General features: G+C 73.9%; 17 protein-coding genes and 1 pseudogene. 8 read left to right on the forward strand and 10 right to left on the reverse strand.

Annotation, left to right across the window (positions count from 1 at the left end; translation table 11 throughout):
• Positions 1-95: 95 nt before the first annotated feature.
• The 4 genes from ABTX81_RS15380 to ABTX81_RS15395 form a co-directional block, all read right to left on the reverse strand.
• Entirely contained in the window at positions 96-827 is a 732-nt protein-coding gene (locus ABTX81_RS15380; protein ID WP_350544895.1) for a YidC/Oxa1 family membrane protein insertase, read from the reverse strand.
• A gap of 90 nt (positions 828-917) precedes the next feature.
• A complete protein-coding gene (locus tag ABTX81_RS15385) occupies positions 918-1,217 on the reverse strand; it encodes a DUF6412 domain-containing protein (protein WP_350544899.1) in 300 nt (99 codons plus the stop codon).
• 79 nt (positions 1,218-1,296) lie between these two features.
• Positions 1,297-1,674 (reverse strand): hypothetical protein, encoded by a 378-nt coding sequence (locus ABTX81_RS15390; RefSeq protein WP_350544904.1) that lies wholly within the window; start codon positions 1,672-1,674, stop codon positions 1,297-1,299.
• A gap of 1,195 nt (positions 1,675-2,869) precedes the next feature.
• Positions 2,870-3,289: a type VII secretion target gene (locus ABTX81_RS15395; protein WP_350544908.1), complete on the reverse strand. Its 420-nt coding sequence runs from the start codon at positions 3,287-3,289 to the stop codon at positions 2,870-2,872.
• Between the two features lie 127 nt (positions 3,290-3,416).
• On the opposite strand from ABTX81_RS15395, the gene ABTX81_RS15400 reads away from it, so the two are divergent.
• Both ABTX81_RS15400 and ABTX81_RS15405 read left to right on the forward strand, forming a co-directional pair.
• On the forward strand, positions 3,417-3,701 hold the full coding sequence (locus tag ABTX81_RS15400; protein WP_350544911.1) for a type II toxin-antitoxin system Phd/YefM family antitoxin: 285 nt from the start codon (positions 3,417-3,419) through the stop codon (positions 3,699-3,701).
• Positions 3,694-4,116 carry a type II toxin-antitoxin system VapC family toxin gene (locus tag ABTX81_RS15405; protein WP_350544914.1) on the forward strand — a complete coding sequence of 141 codons (423 nt, stop codon included), beginning with the start codon at positions 3,694-3,696 and terminating at the stop codon, positions 4,114-4,116. Before ABTX81_RS15400 ends, ABTX81_RS15405 begins: the two co-directional genes overlap by 8 nt.
• 13 nt (positions 4,117-4,129) lie before the next feature.
• On the opposite strand, the gene ABTX81_RS15410 is transcribed toward ABTX81_RS15405, so the two are convergent.
• Complete coding sequence (locus tag ABTX81_RS15410; RefSeq protein WP_350544917.1) at positions 4,130-4,720, reverse strand: hypothetical protein; 591 nt, start codon at positions 4,718-4,720, stop codon at positions 4,130-4,132.
• 378 nt (positions 4,721-5,098) lie between these two features.
• On the opposite strand from ABTX81_RS15410, the gene ABTX81_RS15415 reads away from it, so the two are divergent.
• On the forward strand, positions 5,099-5,638 hold the full coding sequence (locus tag ABTX81_RS15415; protein ID WP_350544920.1) for an RICIN domain-containing protein: 540 nt from the start codon (positions 5,099-5,101) through the stop codon (positions 5,636-5,638).
• Positions 5,639-5,707: 69 nt separating this feature from the next.
• Here ABTX81_RS15415 and ABTX81_RS15420 read toward each other — a convergent pair whose 3' ends face one another.
• Entirely contained in the window at positions 5,708-6,823 is a 1,116-nt protein-coding gene (locus ABTX81_RS15420; RefSeq protein WP_350544923.1) for a Gfo/Idh/MocA family protein, read from the reverse strand.
• 357 nt (positions 6,824-7,180) lie between these two features.
• Here ABTX81_RS15420 and ABTX81_RS15425 point away from each other — a divergent pair, with 357 nt between their 5' ends.
• Positions 7,181-7,747 carry a histidine kinase gene (locus tag ABTX81_RS15425; RefSeq protein ID WP_350544926.1) on the forward strand — a complete coding sequence of 189 codons (567 nt, stop codon included), beginning with the start codon at positions 7,181-7,183 and terminating at the stop codon, positions 7,745-7,747.
• Between the two features lie 54 nt (positions 7,748-7,801).
• Here ABTX81_RS15425 and ABTX81_RS15430 read toward each other — a convergent pair whose 3' ends face one another.
• A complete protein-coding gene (locus tag ABTX81_RS15430) occupies positions 7,802-10,342 on the reverse strand; it encodes an FtsX-like permease family protein (protein WP_350544929.1) in 2,541 nt (846 codons plus the stop codon).
• A 114-nt stretch (positions 10,343-10,456) separates the two neighbouring features.
• Positions 10,457-10,744, reverse strand: a pseudogene (locus tag ABTX81_RS15435) (ABC transporter ATP-binding protein); the annotation flags it as partial.
• A 475-nt stretch (positions 10,745-11,219) separates the two neighbouring features.
• Between ABTX81_RS15435 and ABTX81_RS15440 the strand changes: the two are divergent.
• The 4 genes from ABTX81_RS15440 (at position 11,220) to ABTX81_RS15455 (ending at position 15,388) form a co-directional block, all read left to right on the forward strand.
• A complete protein-coding gene (locus tag ABTX81_RS15440; protein ID WP_350544932.1) occupies positions 11,220-11,999 on the forward strand; it encodes an HAD-IIA family hydrolase in 780 nt (259 codons plus the stop codon).
• A gap of 85 nt (positions 12,000-12,084) precedes the next feature.
• Positions 12,085-13,290, forward strand: coding sequence for a low temperature requirement protein A (locus ABTX81_RS15445; protein WP_350544934.1), 1,206 nt, complete (start codon positions 12,085-12,087; stop codon positions 13,288-13,290).
• A 168-nt stretch (positions 13,291-13,458) separates the two neighbouring features.
• Entirely contained in the window at positions 13,459-14,136 is a 678-nt protein-coding gene (locus ABTX81_RS15450) for a uracil-DNA glycosylase (RefSeq protein ID WP_350545054.1), read from the forward strand.
• A 148-nt stretch (positions 14,137-14,284) separates the two neighbouring features.
• Complete coding sequence (locus tag ABTX81_RS15455; protein ID WP_350544937.1) at positions 14,285-15,388, forward strand: glycoside hydrolase family 6 protein; 1,104 nt, start codon at positions 14,285-14,287, stop codon at positions 15,386-15,388.
• A 28-nt stretch (positions 15,389-15,416) separates the two neighbouring features.
• On the opposite strand, the gene glxA is transcribed toward ABTX81_RS15455, so the two are convergent.
• Together glxA and ABTX81_RS15465 are read right to left on the reverse strand one after the other, a co-directional pair.
• Entirely contained in the window at positions 15,417-17,348 is a 1,932-nt protein-coding gene (glxA, locus tag ABTX81_RS15460) for a radical copper oxidase GlxA (protein WP_350544942.1), read from the reverse strand.
• Between the two features lie 9 nt (positions 17,349-17,357).
• Complete coding sequence (locus tag ABTX81_RS15465; protein ID WP_350544944.1) at positions 17,358-19,265, reverse strand: glycosyltransferase family 2 protein; 1,908 nt, start codon at positions 19,263-19,265, stop codon at positions 17,358-17,360.
• Positions 19,266-19,318 lie beyond the last annotated feature (53 nt).

A 19,318-nucleotide genomic window follows, 5' to 3' on the forward strand; every position in this document is an offset into this window, starting at 1 on the left:
TCGCCTCTGTGATCTCGCCTGTGTGATCGTCCGGCCGACCGGCCCAAACGATCACACAGGCTAGAGGAGGCCCGGCGCTCGCTCCGACCCGGGCGTCACACCAGCGCGACGCCGGCCGGCTCCGGCGCGCCGTCCCGGTACAGCCAGGCGCGCTCGGCGGCGGACCAGGTGGTGGTGGTCAGCAGGTAGACCCCGGCCGCCAGCGGGACGAGGGCGGCGAACAGCACCGTGCCGAAGGACAGGTACGGCAGCAGCGCCAGCCCCGGCTGCGGAGGCGCGCCCTCGGCGGCCTTCGCCGCCTGCGCGGCCTGGGCGGCCTGGGCGGCCTGGGCGCGGCGGGCCCGCCGGAAGCCGACGTACGCCACCGCCGCCAGGCCCGCGTACAGCACGGCGAACACCGCCCACTGCCCCGCGCCCTGCGCCGCGCCGACGTGCAGGCCGAGCGGGGCGCCGAACAGGGTGTGGCCGAGCAGGTCGTTCGGGGTGGTGAAGAGCCGGTACATCACCGAGAAGAACGGGATCTGCACCAGCATCGGCAGGCACCCCGCGAACGGTGAGGCCTTCTCTTCCCGGTACAGCTCGGCGAGTGCCGCCTGGAGCTTCTCCGGGCGGCCCTTGTGCTTGCGGTTCAGCTCGGCGACCCGCGGCGCCAGCCGGGCGCGCGACTTCTCCCCGCGCGCCGCAGCGCGCGCCAGCGGGTGCAGCGCCAGCCGGACGCAGACGGTGAACAGGACGATCGCCAGCGCGGTCGGAAGGACCTGTGCGAGCGCGGCGACGACATCGTGGGCCAGGCCGACGGCCGGGTCGAGCACAGCGAAGACGGACATGGTGGAGCGAGCCCTCCGGGGTCTCGGGGTACGAGTGATCGACGGAGGACGGCCGCGCTCGCGGACTTCCGGAAAGGACTGCTACCGGGGCTACGCGGCCGCCGGGACCGCTCCCGGCGCCCTCGGGCGCCGTCGGCCCCGGGCGTCCGGATCGCGCTGCGGGAGGAACGCCGTCCGGAACGCGCGCCTGCGCAGCATCCCGTCCCGCACGTTCGCCGGCGCCCGCGCGCCCAGCAGCCGCGCGACGACCAGCGCCCCCGCGACCGCCCCGGCCACCAGCACCACGGCGGCCGCGGCCGCCACCGAGGTCAGCGACCCGCCACCCTCGGCGAGCCACTCCCCACCGGTCAGCACCCGGAGCACGCCGAGCAGCATCGCGACCACCGCCACGTCCCTGCCCTCCTTCACGCGCTCCGGACCCGGGCCTTCAGAGCAGGAAGACGATCGGGCCCCCGCCCCGGTTCCCGGTTCAGGGCGTCTGCATGGCGCTCACCCACACCTGGCTCGTCCCGTCCGCCTGCCCGGCGAAGCACGCCGTGGTGCCGACCTGTTTGGCGGCGCCCGGGGAATAGAAGCTCCCGCAGGTCAGGGAGGAGACGGTCGACGGATCGGGGGCGCCCATGTGGAGGAAGCCGTCGAGATCGCCGCTGTCGATGTACCCGCCCTCCCTCCACCTGGTGACAGGGAGGCTGCTCTTGAAGTCGTCCAGCCCGGCCTGCGGCAGCCGGAACGAGAGGAAGGCGAGGTCGTCCTGGAAGCCGTTCTGATAGGCCCACCGGACATCGACCGCCGCGGTCGGCACCGGCACACGCGCGAACCGGGACACCTCCTCCGAGCTCACGGTCATCCACGCTCCCGGTCGACCGCTGTCGGGCTGCGGATGGAGATCCTGTTCGTAGGCCCGGTAGAGCAGAGCCACCCCGGCCGTCAGCAGGACCAGGGGACCGATGACCAGGATCCCGATCATGCGCCGGCGACGGGTCCGCCGGGGATCGCGGGAGGGCTGCGTTCCGCTCATCGAGTCTCCCGTCCGGGGAGGGTGCTGCGTCGGGGAGCGCGACGATGGCCGGAGTGCTCCGGCCGGCGATGTCGAACTCCCTGGCGAGACCGGTCCGGTGGAGGGCGGCCAGGTCGCTGTCCGCGATGCTGGTGCCGGCGATCGGGGTGTGCTTGCCGGGGTCCCAGTTGTAGCGGTCCCAGAGGCTGACCTGGTACTGGAACGACACCAGTGGCTTGCCGTCCGGGCCCGGCCGGGCGGTCACCACACCGGATGTGGCGTAGGCGTGGCTACCGATGGCCAGGTACCGGTTGCGCTGGGAATGCGGGTCGAAGGTCCGGTGCGCCGAGGCCTCGACGGGGACGGCGACCGGGGCGCCGCCCGACTGCGCGTAGGCGTCCAGGGCCATCCGCCGCCACTGCGCCTGGTCGTCGGTGATCTGCTGGTCCACCAGAGCGCGGAACTTCGGGTCGTCGTGGAGCATCCGGTCCACGTCGACGTCGAGTGGTTCACCCGTCGCGGTCAGGAAGTGCTGCATGTGGCGCGCGGCGTCCGTGAATCCGGCGAGACTTCCGGCTCCGGCCAACAGGTGCTCGGCCGCGACCCCGTTGGCATATTCGCCGACGCCGGGCGGACGCTGGGCGTAGTCGCCGGCGCCGGTGTACGGAGCGTGCCACTCATAGTCGACCGGGCCCAGCACTCCCGCCGCGATCAGGCGCTCTCCGTCCGAGGCCAGCAATCCCGCCCGGACGGTCGGGTCGAGCGTGCCCCACCAGGCCCGCAGTTCCTCGGGGTCGGTGGGCATGCCCGCCGCCCGGGCGAGGTCGGCGCCCGCGTTGCCCACCGCCGCCGCGACGCCGGTCCAGGCGCGGGCGCCGGTGGCGGCGAGCGGATTAGGGCCGGCGCCGGTGAGCGGTTGCAGCACACCGGACCGGACCTGGCCGGCGATCTGTTCGGTGCGCCCGGCGACGCCGTTCCAGGTGTCGCCGGCCTTGTCGAGCGTGTCGAAGGAGGCGTGCCGGAGCTGTGCGAAGGTCACCATGGCTCACCGCGCCCCGAACGGGGAGGCGGTGGACGCGTCCGTCGCGCGGTAGGCGCCGGCGGTGGCCTCCAGCCGGTCCGCGGTCAGCCCGAGGCGGTGGTCGAGGCTGGTCCACCGGGTCTTCCACCAGGTGAGGACCTGGCTGAGCGCGGCACCCGAGCCGAAGCATTCGGCGGACAGGGCCTGGGCCGCGGCCCTGCTGTCCGGCTCGGCGTGGCCGACGGCGAACCGCAGCTCCCCCTGGAGGCGGCGGGACACTCCGGCCGCCCGGCGGAGTGCGGCGGGTTCCACGGTGACCGGGGCGCCGGCCGAGGGGCCGTTCGCCCAGGGCCCCGGACCGTTGGTGGGGCGCGGGACCCCGGAGGGCGGACCGTCCTGGCCGTGGAGCCAAGGGTTCTGCTGCGCCTCGGTGGCGTCGGTCATGATCGGAACCCCCTGCTGTGATCGCACGTGTGCGTACCGTAACGAAGAGGCGGCCTCCGCGCGATCGATTTACGGGACCGGAGGCGGGGATGTAGCCGCCGGTGCTACACGGGGCTACTTTGGGAGGATGAAGACGATTACCCAGCGGGAGTTCCGGAACAACTCCGCCGCGGTGATGGACGCCGTGGAGGCGGGGGAGACCTTCCACATCACCAGGAACGGGGTCGAGGTCGCGGAGCTGCGGCCGGTGGCGGGACGGCGGCGGCTCACGGCGGAGGAACTGGTGGCACGGCACGTGAAGCTCCCGCGCGTGGACTACCAGCAGATGCGCAAGGAGGCCGAGGACTACTTCGGCCCGGAGGAACTGGTCGGGGACGAGGACGGCGACCCGTTCGAGCGGCCGCGTGGCTGAGCGGCGGCGGGCCTCCCGGCGGCGGCCGGCCGGGGTGCTGGACACCTGTGTCTACATCGATCTGGCACTGCTCAGCCCGGCCGATCTGCCGGCCGTGCCCGAGCTGACCGCGATCACCTTCGCCGAACTGCAGCAGGGCGTCTCGATGGCCCGCGACCCGGTCAGCCGGGCGGCCCGGATGGAGGTGCTGGGCGCGGCGATGGCGGACTTCGAGCCGCTGCCCTTCGACGCGGCCGCCGCCGCCCGCTACGGCACCCTGGTGACGCTGACCATCGCCGCCGGGCGCCAGCCGCGCCCGCGCCGGATCGATCTGATGATCGCCGCGATCGCCTCCGCGCACGGCCTGCCGCTGTACACGCGCAACGTCGCGGACTTCAAGGGGCTGGGCTCGGCCGTCGAGGTCATCGGCGTCTGACCCGGGTCGGCCGTCAGCCGTCCGCACGGCCGCCGCGCCCTCCCGCTCGACGCGGTCGGCCAGGACCGCCGCGGCGAGGGCGACGGGCCGCTCGTCGCGGCCCCGTTCGAAGGGTGGGCTTCCCTTTCGCTCCCACGGCGGCGACGACGGCCCAGCGCGGCCGGTCGGACAGCCGCAGGACCAGCCGCCGGACCCCAAGGTCGAGCCCCGGCACCAGGCCGACGGCGATGACGAGCAGGAGGCCCACCGGGTCGCTGATCGGGCCGTGCGTGGGGCCTCCGCGGAACGCCCTCCGCGCGGCCCGGTGGCGGCCGGGCCAGACCACGGCGATCCGCACCGGCTCCCCGCCGTCCGGGCCGGCGACCTCCGCGAAGGCGTGGTTCCCGCCCCGCGTGCCGCGCACCCAGGCCGCCCGCAGGGCGGCGTTGCGCTCGGCCCGCTCGCGTTCCGCCCGTGCCGCGTCGGCCGCCGCCGCCCGCCGTTCGAACTCGGCGGTCCACTCCCGCTCCCGGCGGCGCTGCTCCTCACGGGCGGCGCGGCGCTCGTCCGCCCCGTCCTCCTCCTTCCCTCTCCCCTTCGCTTTCCCGCCCTTACCCGTCGTCATCGGCTGCTCCCCGGCGTGAGGGCGTCGGTGCCGTCGCGTTCGACGCGGTCGGCGAGGGCGGCCGCCGCGCTCAGGGCCTGCTTGCGGCCCGGGCTCGCTGCCGCTGTTCGACGCTGTCGGTCAGCCCCCGCTGGTACCGCTCCCCCCAGGTCTGCACGGGGTGCAGCGTAGGCGAACGGGTGGATGGAACGGCCGGGCCGGCGGGGGAGTTCAGCGGAGTTCAGTGGCGGCCCGGGCCGAAGGGCGAGGTGCGGACGATCTTGTGGAGGGGACCCCTGGCTGCCATGCTCGATGCGCCGTGGCGGGTGGGGGCGGGCGCCGGGTGAGCCGTGGCCCGTCGTCCCCGCGCGTTCGAATGCCGTGAAGGAGCGGGGGGACATGATGGCGGGTTGGAAGAAGCAGGCGGTGCGGGCCGGCGCGGTGGTGGCCGGTGCGGTGCTCGTGCTGAGCGGTCAGACGGCGTCGGCGTCGGCGGCGCAGGCGACCATCGGTCCGTACCGGTTCGTCAACCAGAGCAGCGGCAAGTGCCTGGAGGTGGCGGACTGGCGGACGGACGACGGCGCGCCGATCCGGCAGTGGGACTGCACCGGTGGCGCCAACCAGAAGTGGCGGCTGGTGAGCCCGACCGAGTACGCCACCGGAAGCTGGGCGCTCGTCAACGTCAACAGCGGCAAGTGCGTCGTCGGGTCGGGCGACGGCTCCCTGGCCAGTGGCACCGAACTGCGGCAGGTCACCTGCACCGGCTGGCAGACCTGGATCGTGTCCAACTACCCCAACCCCGAGGACGCCACCATCCGGACCGGTGACCTGGCACTGGAGATCGGTGGTTTCAGCGGCGCCCAGGGCGCCCCCGCGCAGGTGTGGTGGTGGAACGGCGGCGCCAACCAGCGCTGGTGGATGCAGCCCACCACCGGCTGAGCCGCGCCGCGGCCAGGTGGGCCCGCCGGACCGGCCGGGCCCACCGTGGCGCGGAACGCCGGCGGATCGTCAGCCGGGGAGGCCTTCGAGACGGACCGTGCTGCCGGTGGCGGCGGAGGCCCGGGCGGCCTCCAGGACGGTGAGGGTGGCGACGGCGTCGCGCGGGTCGACCGGGGGCGGGGTGCCGGGGGTGGCCAGGGCGGCGGCGACGCCCGCGTAGAAGGCGGGGTAGTCGCCGGGGTCGGTGGGCACGGTGACCGTCGACTCGTCGGTACCGAGCACGCCGTCCCGGGCCGGGTCCTCGGCGCCCCAGGGGGTCGCGGCGTCGGGGCGCCGGCCGGACCGCAGCGCCGCCTCCTGCGGGTCCATGCCGGACTTCACGTACCCGGCGGTGTCGCCGAGGACCCGCAGGTGCGGGCCGACGAGCGGGGCGAGGGCGCTGGTCCACAGGTGGGAGCGGGTGCCGTTGGCGTGGGTGAGCGCGAGGAAGGCGTCGTCGTCGACCACCGCGCCGTCGCGCCGGACGTCGATCTCGGCGTACACCGTGTCGACCGGCCCGAAGAGCGTGAGCGCCTGGTCGACGAGGTGGCTGCCCAGGTCGTAGAGGGTGCCGCCGACCTCGGCCGGGTCGGCGAGCTCGCGCCAGCCGGGCTTGGGCTTGGGCCGGAAACGCTCGAAGCGGGACTCGAAGCGGTGCACCCGGCCGAGCGCGCCCTCGCGGATCAGCCGGGCGGCGGTGAGGAAGTCGCCGTCCCAGCGGCGGTTCTGGAAGACGGTGAGCAGGGTGCCGCCCGCCTCGGCGAGCGCGCAGAGCTCGGCCGCCTCGGCGGCGGTCCCGGCCAGCGGCTTGTCGACCACGGTGGCCAGCCCGGCGGCGAGGGCGGCGCGGGTGAGCGGGGCGTGGGTGCGGTTGGGGGAGGCGATGACGACCAGGTCGAGCGCCTGCGGGTCGGCGAGCAGCTGCTCGGGGGTGTCGACGGCGCGGGCGTCGGGGTGCTCGCGCCGCAGCTGCGCCCGGCGGTCCGGGTTGGCGGTGACCACCGCGTCCAGCCGGAGCCCGGGGGTGGTGGCGATGAGCGGGGCGTGGAAGGCGGAGCCGGCCAGGCCGTAGCCGATCAGACCGACGCGGAAGGGCGGGTGGTTGCCGGAGGGGGTGGCCGGGGCTCGGCGCGCGGAGGTCGTCATGCGCCCTACTCAACCACGGCGCGCCCGCCCGGCCCGGGTTTCGGCGTCGGCGCCGGGCCGGGTCCGCGGCGGGGCGGAGAAGGAGACCGTGCCGCCGCCGCGGTGGGGGACGCGGCGGCGTGGCGTTCACGGTAGCCGGGCGGGGCCGTGCTGCCGAAGGGGCATCGCTGCGGTTAGGGGCGTCTTAAGGAGCCCTTGAGGAGGGCATGCCGACCGGCGACTCGACGCCGCTCGACCACCTAGCGTGGACGGAAGCGAGGCGAGTGGGGGCGCGAGTTCCACGAGGGCACCTTCCTGCCGACGGCCACACTCCTGGGAGCCGCTCCCGGGCGCTGCCTCGTTCTCAAGCGCACCGGCATGGTCGCTCACGGGCTGCTCACCTATCTGCCGATCGTGGCGTTCGACGGATCATGGGTCGGTATCCCCGGCTCGTTCGCCGGATCGGTACTGCTGACCGTCGCCTTGCCGCGCTCCTGGCTGCTCTTCGCGGTACTGGCCGCGGGCCAGTACCCGCTCTACGCGGTGCTGGGCGGGACTCCCGGTGAGTGCGTCAACGCTGTCGTCTCCACCGTCGTTGGCGGAATCGTCGTGTACGGCGTCGCCCGACTCGCCGATCTGACCGCGGAGTTGCGGGCGGCTCGGACGGAGCTGGCGGAGCGTGCGGTGGATCAGGAGCGGCTGCGTTTCGCGCGGGACCTGCACGACCTGCTCGGCTACAGCCTCTCGGTCGCCGCGCTGAAGTGCCAACTGGCGGAGCGGCTGGCGCTGGAGCACCCGAAGCAGGCCCGGAACCTCACCGAACGGATGCTGGCCGTCGGCGGCCGGCTCACCGTCGAGCAGGACGAGTCGGGCTGGTTCCACCTCTCGGCCGTGATCGACGGTGTCGGCCGCCCGGAAGCCAGACCGATCGGCCGACGTCGCTAGAGCGTCCGAGCCCGCCCGATCCCCCACGCGGGCCGGTCGGCCAAGAGACACGCCTCAGTCGCGCTCCCCGATCGCCTCGGCCGGTTCCCGCCGCAGTGCCAGCCGGGTGGTCAGCAGCACGGTACCCACCCCCAGGAGCGCCGCTCCGCCCAGCACCGCGGCCAACCAACTCGCGGGCAGCGCGGGCCAGGCCGTACCGGTGAGCGCGAGACTGATCGGGACCAGGACGGCGGTGGTGACCGCCGCGCCGAGGACGAGCGCCACCGCGATCGTGATCCCGCCCTCCCAGGCCATCATCCGCAGCACCTGGCGACGCGTGGTCCCCACGAGCCGCAGCAGCGCGAACTCGCGCTGCCGCTCGGTCGTGGTCATCACCAGGGTGTTGACGACGGCGATGGCGGTGAACAGGCTGATCACGCCCAGCAGCAGCCGGCCGACCTCGCCGGCCGCCTCCTGGCGGTGCCGACGTGCCGCTTCGTAGTCCGCCCGGTCGCTGATCCGGGCCATCGGGTAGGCCGGGGTGAGGTCCCGGAGCTCCCGGCCCACCTGCCGGGGGTCGGCGCCGGGGGTTGTGCGGACCAGCACGGTCGGTGCCAGCCGGTCCGGTGTGTGGGCGGTGGCGAAGTCGGTGGGCAGCAGCGCGTCCGCGAACCGGGCGTCGCGGTCGTAGACGGCTGCCACCGTGGCGGTGCTGTCGCTGCCGTCCTCCCAGCGGATCCGGACCGTGGCGCCGACGTCGACCTTGAGCCGGGAAGCCGTTCGCTGCCCCAGCGCGATGCTCTCGCCACGCAGCCGCTCCAGCGAGCCGGCCGTCACCCCGGGGTCCAGCAGCTGTTCGAGCCCCTGCGGATCCACGATCCGGGCGTCCGCCCCGTGGGAACCGCCGCTGTCCGCCGTGGCGCCGGAGGACACCATGACGAAGCTGGGGACCAGGCCGCCCGCCGCCCCGACGCCGGGCACCCGGCGGACGGCTTCGGTGAATTCCGTCGGCAGGCCGATGCCCTGTGCCTGGGCCACGTGGTCGGCCAGCAGCCGCCGACCGTCCTCGGCCGCGCTGCCCTGCGCCTTGACGACCGGGACGAACAGCACGCTGCCGGTGAAGGCCACCGCCAGGACCAGCGGGGTGACGGCGGCGGCGAAGCGGCGGGGCTGGGCCCGCAGGGCGGTGGAGGCCAGGAACCCGGCGACGGGGAAGAGGCGGCCCATCGGCACGCCGATCACCACGCCCGCGATCCGGCCGATCATCGGACCGATCAGCGCGACCCCGAGCAGCAGCACCAGCACCATGCCCTCGGCCGTGCCGGCCCCACTGCGGCCGTCCGTCGAGCCGGCCAGCACCACGCCGCACACGGCGAGCGTCACGAGTCCGAGCCCCGTTCGGATCCGGCCGATCCGCGGCGGTGGCGCCGAGGAGTCGCGCAGCGCCCGGGTGGGCTCGACCCGGGAGGCCCGGCGGGCGGCGGCCCGGACGGCCACCTGCGCGGTGACGACGACGCCGCCGAGGACGACCAGCGGGGCGGTCGGCCCGACGTGCAGCGGCACGTTCGAGCCGACCACCCCGCGGCCGACCAGTTCGCCCCGCAGCAGCGCGGCCAGGCCGATCCCGAACGGGAGGCCGACGGTCGCGGCCGCGAGGGTCAGCACCAGCGTCTCCAATGCGATCATCCGCCGCACCTGCCCGGTGGTGGCGCCGACCGCCCGCAGGAGGGCCATCTCGCGCAGGCGCTGCTGGACGGAGAGCGCGAGCGCACCGGCCACCACGAAGACCGAGACGAACAGCGACAGCGCGCCCATCGTCCCGGCGAGCGAGGAGAGGCCGTCCCCGGGCCCGGGGACGTCGGAGAATTCCAGCTCGCCGCGCTCGTCGCCGGTGCGCACCTGGGGCTCGGACGCGTCCTCGCCCCCGTTGTGCGGCCCGGCGGAGGCCACCGCCGACCGGGCCTGCTCGGCCAGCGTCCCGGGATCCGTCCCCTCCTCGACGGTGAGCCCGATCGCGTCCGCGCCGGTTGTCGTCCCGGCGAGCCGGGCGGCCTGCGCAGGGCTGAAGAAGAGCGCGCTCTGACGGGTCGACTCCCGTGGGGGCAGGGCGAGTCCGGTCACGGTGTAGGTGCGGGGGGCCTCGATGGTGGCCAGCCGCACGGTGCCGCCGGCCCGGATCCCGGCACGGGCGGCCGTGGCGGTGTCGAGGACCACCTCGTCCGGGCCGGCCGGGGCACGGCCGGAGGCCAGCCGGAACGGGGCGAGTTCGGCGCCGGCCCAGGAGTGTCCCAGCGAGGGGCCGCCCTGCGGTCCGGACAGGACATCCCCGTCCGAGGTGATCACGGCGGCCGGGAAGGAGACCTCGGGGACAGCGGCCGTGACGCCGGGCAGCCCGGCGAGTTCGGCGGCCAGCGGTCCGGCGTCCGGGATGCGAGTGCTGCCGCCGATCACGACCGGGGCGGCGGCGTAGCGCTCGGTGGGCGTGCCCGCGCGCAGGGCGGACTCCAGCAGGACACCGCAGGCGGAGGTCAGGACGAGGGCGAGGACGAGCGCGGTGAAGGCGCCGGCGAAGCCCGCCTTCCGCGCGCGCACGGTCTGCCAGGCCAGTAGGAACATGTCGTCAGCGCCTTCCCAGGAGGGTCATCCGCGCGGCGACCCGTTCGGGCGTGGGCCGGTCCAGAGCCTCGACGAACCCGCCGTCGGCCAGGAAGCGGACCTGGTCCGCGAAGTCTGTTCGACCGTCAGCGACGGCAGCAGGTTGAAGGCCTGGAAGACGAAGCCGATCCGCTTCCGGCGCAGGAGGGTCAGCTCGTTCGCGTTCAGTGCCGCCAGGTCCTGGCCGGCCAGCCGGACTGTCCCGGAGGTCGGCCGGTCGAGCCCGGCCGCGCAGTGGAGGAACGTGCTCTTCCCCGATCCGGACGGCCCCATGACCGCGGTGAACCCGCCGCGCCGGAACTCCATCGACACCCCGCGCAGGGCGTGTACGGCCCCCGCCCCCTGCCCGTACACCTTGCTCACTCCGTCGAGCCGGACCGCCGGGTCCGGGCCGGAAACGGAACCGGTCCGCTCCGGATCGCTGTCATCCGCAGTGCGCGAATAAACGGGAATCCCCTCCTCGTGTGCCGGTCTCCGCTACCGCCGGTCCTCGTACGCGAGGAGCGCCATCAGCGCGCTGCGCACCATGTCCATGTCTTCGGCCAACAGCACCCTGATCATCAGTAGCTCCCCCTGTCGGACGGCCGTCACGCACGGCCTTCATTAGACAACAGGTCCTGACCCGGCGGGTGGACCGTTTCGAGGCGGCCACCGGACCGGCCGCCGTTCGTCGAGCGGGGGCCCGGGGGGTGGTCCGGGGGCTGTCCCGCCTGGGATTTCGGGCGGATAGGCTGGTGCGCGTTGGGGCAGCCAGTGGCGCCCGGCCGGCCGAGGGTGTCCGGTCCGGAGCGATGTGCGAGATCGTTCAGTACCGTTGCAAGACCGAGGAGACACCGACGTGGCAGAGCGCAAGCCCATTGAGTCGTGGCTGACCGACATGGACGGGGTCCTCATCCACGAGGGCACCCCCATCCCCGGCGCGGAGGAGTTCCTGCGCAGGCTGCGGGAGTCCGGCAAGCCGTTCCTGGTCCTCACCAACAACTCCATCTACACCCCGCGCGACCTCAGCGCCCGGCTGGCCGGGATGGGCCTGGAGGTGCCGGAGGAGTGCATCTGGACCTCGGCCCTGGCCACCGCCAAGTTCCTGAAGGGCCAGCGCCCCGGCGGGACCGCCTATGTGATCGGGGAGGCGGGGCTCACCACCGCGCTCTACCAGGCCGGCTACGTGCTGACCGACAACAACCCGGACTACGTCGTGCTCGGCGAGACCCGGACCTACAGCTTCGAGGCGCTCACCAAGGCGATCCGCCTGATCAACCAGGGCGCCCGCTTCATCTGCACCAACCCGGACGAGACCGGCCCCTCTACCGAGGGCGTGCTGCCGGCCACCGGCTCGGTTGCGGCGCTGATCACCAAGGCGACCGGCGTCGAGCCGTACTTCGTCGGCAAGCCCAACCCGCTGATGATGCGCGAGGCGCTCAACACGGCCGGCGCCCACTCGGAGACCGCCGTCATGATCGGCGACCGGATGGACACCGACATCGTGGCGGGCATGGAGGCCGGCATGGAGACCATCCTGGTGCTCACCGGCCTCACCGCCGCCGCCGACGTGGAGCGCTTCCCGTACCGGCCGACCCGTGTGGTCAAGTCGATCGCGGACCTGGTCGAGCTGGTCTAGCCTCGGCACTGCTGTTGCGGGTCCCGCCTCCGGTCGACGACGGCCGGGGGCGGGGCCCGTTCGCCGTGCGCGTCGGGGAGGACGAATGGGCAGCGCGGGGGAGTCGGCCGGGGACCCGGGGGAGAAGCGGGTCACCTGGGCGGAGTTGTACTTCGACCTGGTGTTCGTGTTCGCGATCACCCAGGTGTCGGGGTTGCTGCACCACCACCACGACTGGGCGGGCGTCGCCCGGGCGCTGGTGGTGTTCGTGCCGGTCTACTGGTGCTGGGTCGGCACCACCGTGCAGGCCAACATCCGGGACGTGGACACCGCGCGCGACCGGCTCGGCATCCTCACCGTCGGACTGACCGGCCTGGTCATGGCGCTCGCCGTGCCCGGGGCGTACGGGGGCCGGGGCGTGCTGCTGGGCGCCGGGTACTGGGCGGCCCGGGTGGTGCTGCTGCTCCTGCTGGTCCGCGTCCCGGGCGTCTGGCGCGGCCCGTACGGGGTGGGCGCGCTGGTCAGCGGGCCGCTGCTGGTGGTGGGCGGGCTGCTGCCGGAGGGGCCGCGGGTCTGGCTCTGGGCGCTGGCGGCGCTCTGCGACCTGTCCGCCCCGGTGGTGTTCCGCCGCCGGTTGGCCGACGTCTCCTACCACCCCGCGCACATGCCGGAACGGTTCGCCCTGTTCCTGCTGGTCGCGCTCGGCGAGTCGATCGTCGGGATCGGCGCCACCGCGGCGGCGGCCCGCCTGGACGCGGCCGAACTGGTCGCGGTCACCGCCGCGTTCACCATCTCGGCCGGGCTCTGGTGGCAGTACTTCGTCTACGCGGCCGACGCCATGCGGCACGCCGTCGTCGTCGCGGACTCGCGCCGGGACGTCGTGCGCCGGGTCTTCCAGTACGGGCACCTGGCGCTGGCCGCCGCGGTGATCGCGGTGGCGGTCGGCTTCGGCGAGACGGTGGCCGATCCGCGCAGGGCGCTCGGGGCGGGTTCGGTGGCGCTGCTGTACGGCGGCTGCGGGCTGTACCTGCTGACCTTCGGCTACACGCGCTGGATGATGTTCCGCTCGGTCGCGACGACCCGGATCGGGGCGGCGGCGGTGGTGCTGGCGCTCGCGCCGCTGATGGTGCGGTGGCCGGCGATCACCGCGCTGGTGGTGCTCGCGGTGCTGCTGGTGGCGCTGAACGTCGTCGAGCACCTGCGGGTGGCGCGGGCGGCGGTCGGTGAGGGGATTGATGAGAGGGCTGGTGGGGCGGCCGGTGAGGGGGTCGGTGAGGTGGTCGGGGACCCGGTTGTCGGTGGGCCTGTGTAGCGTTCGGGGTGAAAGAGGGCGTACGGCGCGAGGGGCGCGATACGCCCGCAGGTCGGGGCGGTGCGGCGGTGAGCGGCCGTCCGGTGGGAGGTGGATGTCGTCGTGACGGAGACGGTCGAGGCGGGGACGGTCGAGGCGGACGTGACCGGGACGGAGGCGGGGACCGGGCTGGAGCTGCCGGAGTCCTGGCGGGCGGTGCTGGGCGCCGAGACGGAGAAGCCGTACTTCGCCGAGCTGGCGGCCTTCGTGGCCGCGCAGCGTGCGGAGCACCAGGTCTTCCCGCCGAGCGGGCAGGAGTTCTCCGCGCTGGAGGCCACGCCGTACGAGAAGGTCCGGGTGCTCGTCCTCGGGCAGGACCCGTACCACGACGACGGCCAGGCGCACGGCATGAGCTTCTCGGTGCTGCCGGGCACCAAGACGCCGCCGTCGCTGCGCAACATCTTCAAGGAGCTGGACGCCGACCTCGGCATCCCGGCGCCGGACAACGGCTACCTGATGCACTGGGCCGAGCAGGGCGTGCTGCTGCTCAACGCGGTGCTCACGGTGCGCGCGCACGAGGCCAACTCGCACAAGGCCAAGGGCTGGGAGAAGTTCACCGACGCGGTGATCAAGGCGGTGAGCGCGCGCGAGGAGCCGGTGGTCTTCGTGCTCTGGGGCAACTACGCCAAGAAGAAGCTGCCGCTGATCGACACCGGCAAGCACGTGGTGGTCCAGGGCGCGCACCCGTCGCCGCTCTCCGCCAAGCTGTTCTTCGGCAGCCGGCCGTTCTCGCAGATCAACACCGCGCTGGACGGCTTCGGCGTCGACCCGATCGACTGGCGGATCCCGGACCTCAAGCAGGCCTGAGCCGCCGGACCCCTCGCCCCTGGCCGACGGGGCGTCTTCTCGCCTGCCGCCGCCCGTCGTTCACCTGATCGTGGACGGCGGGCGGTGCCCGGTGTGCGAAGCTTGGGGCCGGCCGGGTCGCCCGGACCGGGCAGGGGAGGGGCGGTAGGTGCGCCGAGTTGGGCGGGGGACGGGGCTCCGGCTGGTCGCGGGGGCGGCGCTGCTGGGACTGCTGGCGGGCGCCGCGGGGTGTTCGGGGGGAAGCGCCGGCGGGAACGTCGACGGCAACGCCGACGGCGCCAAGGGAACGCCCGGCGGCCGGAGTTCGACGGCCGCCGCGCCCGCGCCGACCACCGCTCCGGGCGCCGGCACGCTGCCGCAGCTGCCCGGCCAGACCTTCTACGTCTCCGACCGGACCTCCGTCGCCCGCCAGGCGGCCGCCCTGCGCGGCCAGGGCCGGACGGCCGAGGCCGACAGCCTGCTGCGGATCGCCGCCCAGCCCTCCTCCCAGTGGCTCGGCGACCAGGCGGCCCACGGCATCGCCGACCAGGTGAGCCGCCGCGCCGCCGAGGCCGACCGCACACCGGTCTTCGTCGCGTACAACATCCCGCACCGGGACTGCGGCCTCTACTCCGCCGGCGGCGCGTCCGACGCCGCCGCCTACCGGGCCTGGATCACCGGCCTGGCGGAGGCGCTCGGCGACCGGCGGGCCTGGGTGGTGCTGGAGCCGGACGCGATCGCGCACACCCTGGACACCTGCGGGGTCAAGGGCGACGCCGCCGCCGAGCGGTACGGCCTGCTGGCCTTCGCCGTCCAGGAGTTGAAGAAGCGCCCGCGGGTGCGGGTCTACCTGGACGCGGGCAACCCCGGGTGGACGCCGGACCCGGCCGCACTGGCCGAGGCGCTGCGCAGGTCGGGGATCGCGGCGGCCGACGGCTTCGCGGTGAACGTCTCCAACTTCTTCACCACCGACCGCAACGCGGCGTACGGCGCGCAGCTGTCCGCCCTGCTGGGCGGCAAGCACTTCGTCATCGACACCAGCCGCAACGGCAACGGCCCGCTGAACGCCGAGGCGTGGTGCAACCCGCCCGGCCGGGCGCTGGGCACGCCGCCCACGACCGAGACCGGGCGGCCCGGCGTCGACGCGTACCTCTGGATCAAGAACCCGGGCGAGTCGGACGGCGAGTGCGGCCGCGGTGAGCCGGCGGCCGGTGAGTTCTGGCTGCCGTACGCGCTGGGCCTGGCGACGGCGGGCGCGGCCACCGCCGGGTAGCGGGCCTCGCCGCCGGGCGCCCCGCGGCTCAGGGCGTGACCTGGATCCAGCGGGCCTCCGACGGGGTGCCGGCCGCGTCCGTGACGAAGAGCATGTACCAGCCGGGCGGCAGCAGGTTCGGGTTGCCGGGCAGGGTGAGCGTGACGCCATCGGTGGTGCGCGCGGTGATGTCCAGGGCCACCGAGCGCTGCTCGACGTCGGTGGCGTGGGTGACCGAACTCGGCCGGACGAGCTTGGCGGTGGCGATGCCGCCCGGCGCGGTGGTGGACACCCCGACGGTACCGCCGAGCCTGGCGGCGGCCGGGACGTCGGTCAGCCTCGGCCGCTCGCCGTGGAACAGGTAGGGCGGGCTGTAGATCTCGATCCGCTGCTCGAAGGTGCCCGGCTCGGTGCCGGCCTTGTCATTGAAGAGCGGGTCGGAGCCGAGCACCGCCACCCGGCCGTCGGGCAGCAGCAGGGCCTCGGAGTGGTAGTTCCGGCCGACGGTGGGCTCGGCGGCGGTGGTGAAGGTGTTGGTGTCCGGGTGGTAGGTCTGGGCCTTGAGCAGGTCGCTGCGGTGCTTGCCCCGGTAGTCGCGCGAGCCGCCGGTGGTGAAGACGGTGTCGTCGGGCAGGATCACGCTGTTGAGGTACCGGGTGCCGCCGGCCGGCAGGTCGGGGCCCGGGGTGAAGGCGGGCCGCGCGGCGGCGAGGTCGGCGATGTCCGTGCGGGCGGTGGAGAGCGGGGACTCGCCGACGCCCCCGCCGCCGAGCACCATCACCTTCTGCGCCTGCGCGGGCGGCAGCAGCACCGAGGAGGAGGTCTCGGTGAGCTGCGGGTCGCGCAGGCCGGGCACGGGCTGGAAGCTGTTGTCGGTGAGGTCCCAGAGCCCGGGCTCGCGACCCTGGTCGGCGGGCCCGTAGCCGGCGTTGGACCCGGAGTAGAAGAGCTTGCCGGACGCGGTGAGGAAGATCGACGGGTAGGTCGGGAAGTAGCGGTCGGGCGCCTTGGACCAGGTCTTGCCCGCCGGGTCGTAGACCTCGTTGTCGTTGCCGCTGAGGATCTGTCCGGTGTCGTCCAGCCCGGAGACGGTGACCACCCGGCCGTCGCCCAGGCCGGTCAGCGTCGGGTACCAGCGGGCGTAGGCCATGTCCGTGACCTGCTCGTACATCTCGGTGTCCGGGTTGAACTCGAAGGCGGCGCGGATGCCCTGGTAGTCCTGCTTCTCCAGGGTCATCCGGTCGGCCGCGCCGTAGAGGTTCCGGGCGTCGGCACCGGTCAGGCCCTTGATCGTGAACTGGGCGGGGGAGTCCAGCACCGAGTCCCGGCCGGGTGCCACCGCCTCCGCGAACACCTTGGCCTCGGAGGCCGTGACGACGGTCGCGGCGCCGGCGCCGGTCTTGGTCGCGGCGGGGACGGTGAGGTCGGCGGTGGAGACGTACTCATGGCCGTTCGGGGCGCGGAAGACGGTGCCCTTGGGAAGGCTGCGGGCCGCGTCCGGGTCCTCGTTGCGGACCCGCATCGTGCCGGCGGCCTTCTTCACCGCGCCGTCCAGCGCCTCGTAGCGGCGGGTGCCGCCGGCCACCAGCATCCGGCCGTCGGGCAGCGCGGTGTGGCCGCCGCAGAACAGGTCGGCGGGGGTGGGGACCGCCTTGTAGGTGTTGGCGGCCGGGTCCCAGAGCAGGCTCTTGAAGGTGCCGGCGTCGAAGCTCTTCAAGTCGTTGCCGGAGCCGGCGATGATCAGGACCTTGCCGGTGCGCAGCAGGGCGGCGTGGATGGCGTTGATCCGGAACTCGGCGGGGAGCACCAGGGTCTGCCAGTGGCCGTACTCGGCCTTGTAGGCGGGGCGGTTGACCACGTAGTGGTGGTACCGGTCGGTGGCGAATCCCAGGACGGCGGGGGCGTTCATCCCGGCCACGGTCAGGGCGACGGTGCTGCCGAGGGCGAAGCGCCGGGTGCGGCCGGTGTGGCGGATCTTCACGGTTCCTCGTCATCCCCTCGTGGCGGGTGCGGGTGCGGGTGCGGGCACGGATGCGGGTGCGGCTGTCGGTTCGGCGGTGGACGGCGGCCCGGAGGCGGGGGCCGCGCCGGCGCCGGCCGGGGTGAGCGTGAGGGTGGAGACGGGCCGGGCCCGGCGGCGGTGCACGGCGTCCGCGACGAGCAGCAGCATCGGCAGCAGGCTGAGGAACAGGGCCAGGCAGGCCCAGGTCCGCATCGCGACGTGGTCGTGGCCGGTCCGGAAGGAGACCGCGACGGCGCCGCCGAACACCAGCGCCCAGAACAGGTGGAGCCGGAAGGTGGCCACCCGGTCGGGGCTGGTCGACGCGCCCTTCGGTGTCACCACGAACCGGCTGCGGATCCGCAGGAGGGCCTGCAGAAACGATGCCGCGTAGATCGGACCGCAGAGCGCCGACATCACCATGCCCGCCACGCCCGACGATCCCGCCGGCTCGTGCGGGCTCACGTTGTGCTTGCGGTTCCAGGTGTAGAGCAGCACCTGCAGCGCGGCCGCGTCGCTGTAGAGCGCCATCCAGATCTCGGACGACACATGGACGCCCGACGCGCCGAACCCCAGGTAGAGCACGCTGGACACCCCGCCGAGCAGCCAGGTGAGCGCGGCCATCGGGTAGAAGGAGACCATCAGCGTGTAGTTCAGCAGCCGCCCCGGCGACAGTTCCCAGGCCGCCCGCCAGTACTGGGTGAGCAGGGTCTCGTAGGTGCCCCGGCTCCAGCGCAGCTGCTGGGAGAAGAAGTCCGTCCAGGACGACGGCCCCTCGCCGATCGCCAGCACGTCCGGGGTGTAGACCGACTTCCAGCGCGCGCCGGTGGCCGGGTTGCGGCGCCGGTGGAACTCCAGACCGGTGGCCATGTCCTCGGTGACCGAGTCGTAGAGCCCGCCGATCGAGCGCAGCGCCTCGAGCCGGACGGCGTTGTTGGTGCCGACGAACATCGGCGCGCCGTAGCGGTTCCCGGCCCGCTGGACCAGGGCGTGGAAGAGATACTGCTGGCTCTCCGAGAACTTGGTGACCACCGAACCCGAGCTGCGGTAGTTCCCGTACACCTGCGGGCCGACCACGAACGCCACGTCGGGGTCGCGGAAGTAGCCGAGCATGCGCTCGCAGAACTCGGGCAGCGGGACGTGGTCGGTGTCCACCGAGACCCAGAAGTCGTAGTCGGCGCCGTACGCCTGGAGCCAGCTGTTGTAGTTGCCGTGCTTGGTCCTGGCGCGGAACCGGCCCGTGGGCGTGTTCCACTGCGGGATGTCGTCCCGGCTGAAGTGGCGCACGCCCAGCCGTTCGCAGAGTTCGCGCATGGCGGGATCGTTTCCCTCGTCCAACAGCCAGACGTGGTAGGGGCCGTCGTGGCGGACGGCCAGCGCGGCGGTGAGCGTGGCGCGCACCATCTCGGGCGGCTCCTTGCCCGGGACGCGGGTGGTGATGAAGGCGACCCGGGTGCCGCGCTCGGGCGCCACCGGGACCGGATCGCGGGCGGTCAGCGTCGCATGGGCGTTGGAGACGACGTTGACCAGCCGGAACGCCTCCACCACCGCGATGATGCCGATCATCACCTTGTCGCCGACCAGCAGCCAGGTGTCGGTCTCGCCTGGTCGGACCGGCCAGTGGCCCGGCTGGAGCAGCCAGACCAGCAGCACGCACTCGACCAGCGGCGCGGCCAGCAGGAGCAACGCGGCCCGGATGCGGTGCGGTTCGCGGCTCAGCAGGCTGCGGTACCGCACCCGGTACGGCTCGTCCGTCGGGGCGTCCTCGACCGTGCGGCCCGCGAGGCTGCTGAAGTAGGCGTAGTCGTACGGGGCTTCGGGGACGGCGACCGGTTCCGGCGGGGCGTCCGGAGCGGACGGTTCCGCGCCCTTCGCGCGACGCGAGAACAGCCCGGTCATGTGCGCTCCCCCCGTGGCCGGCGGCATGGACCCGCCTCTTCGTGCGTGCTCCG

Origin of the sequence: Kitasatospora sp. NPDC097605 (assembly GCF_040302725.1) — a bacterium.
In the GTDB taxonomy this organism is placed as follows: domain Bacteria; phylum Actinomycetota; class Actinomycetes; order Streptomycetales; family Streptomycetaceae; genus Kitasatospora.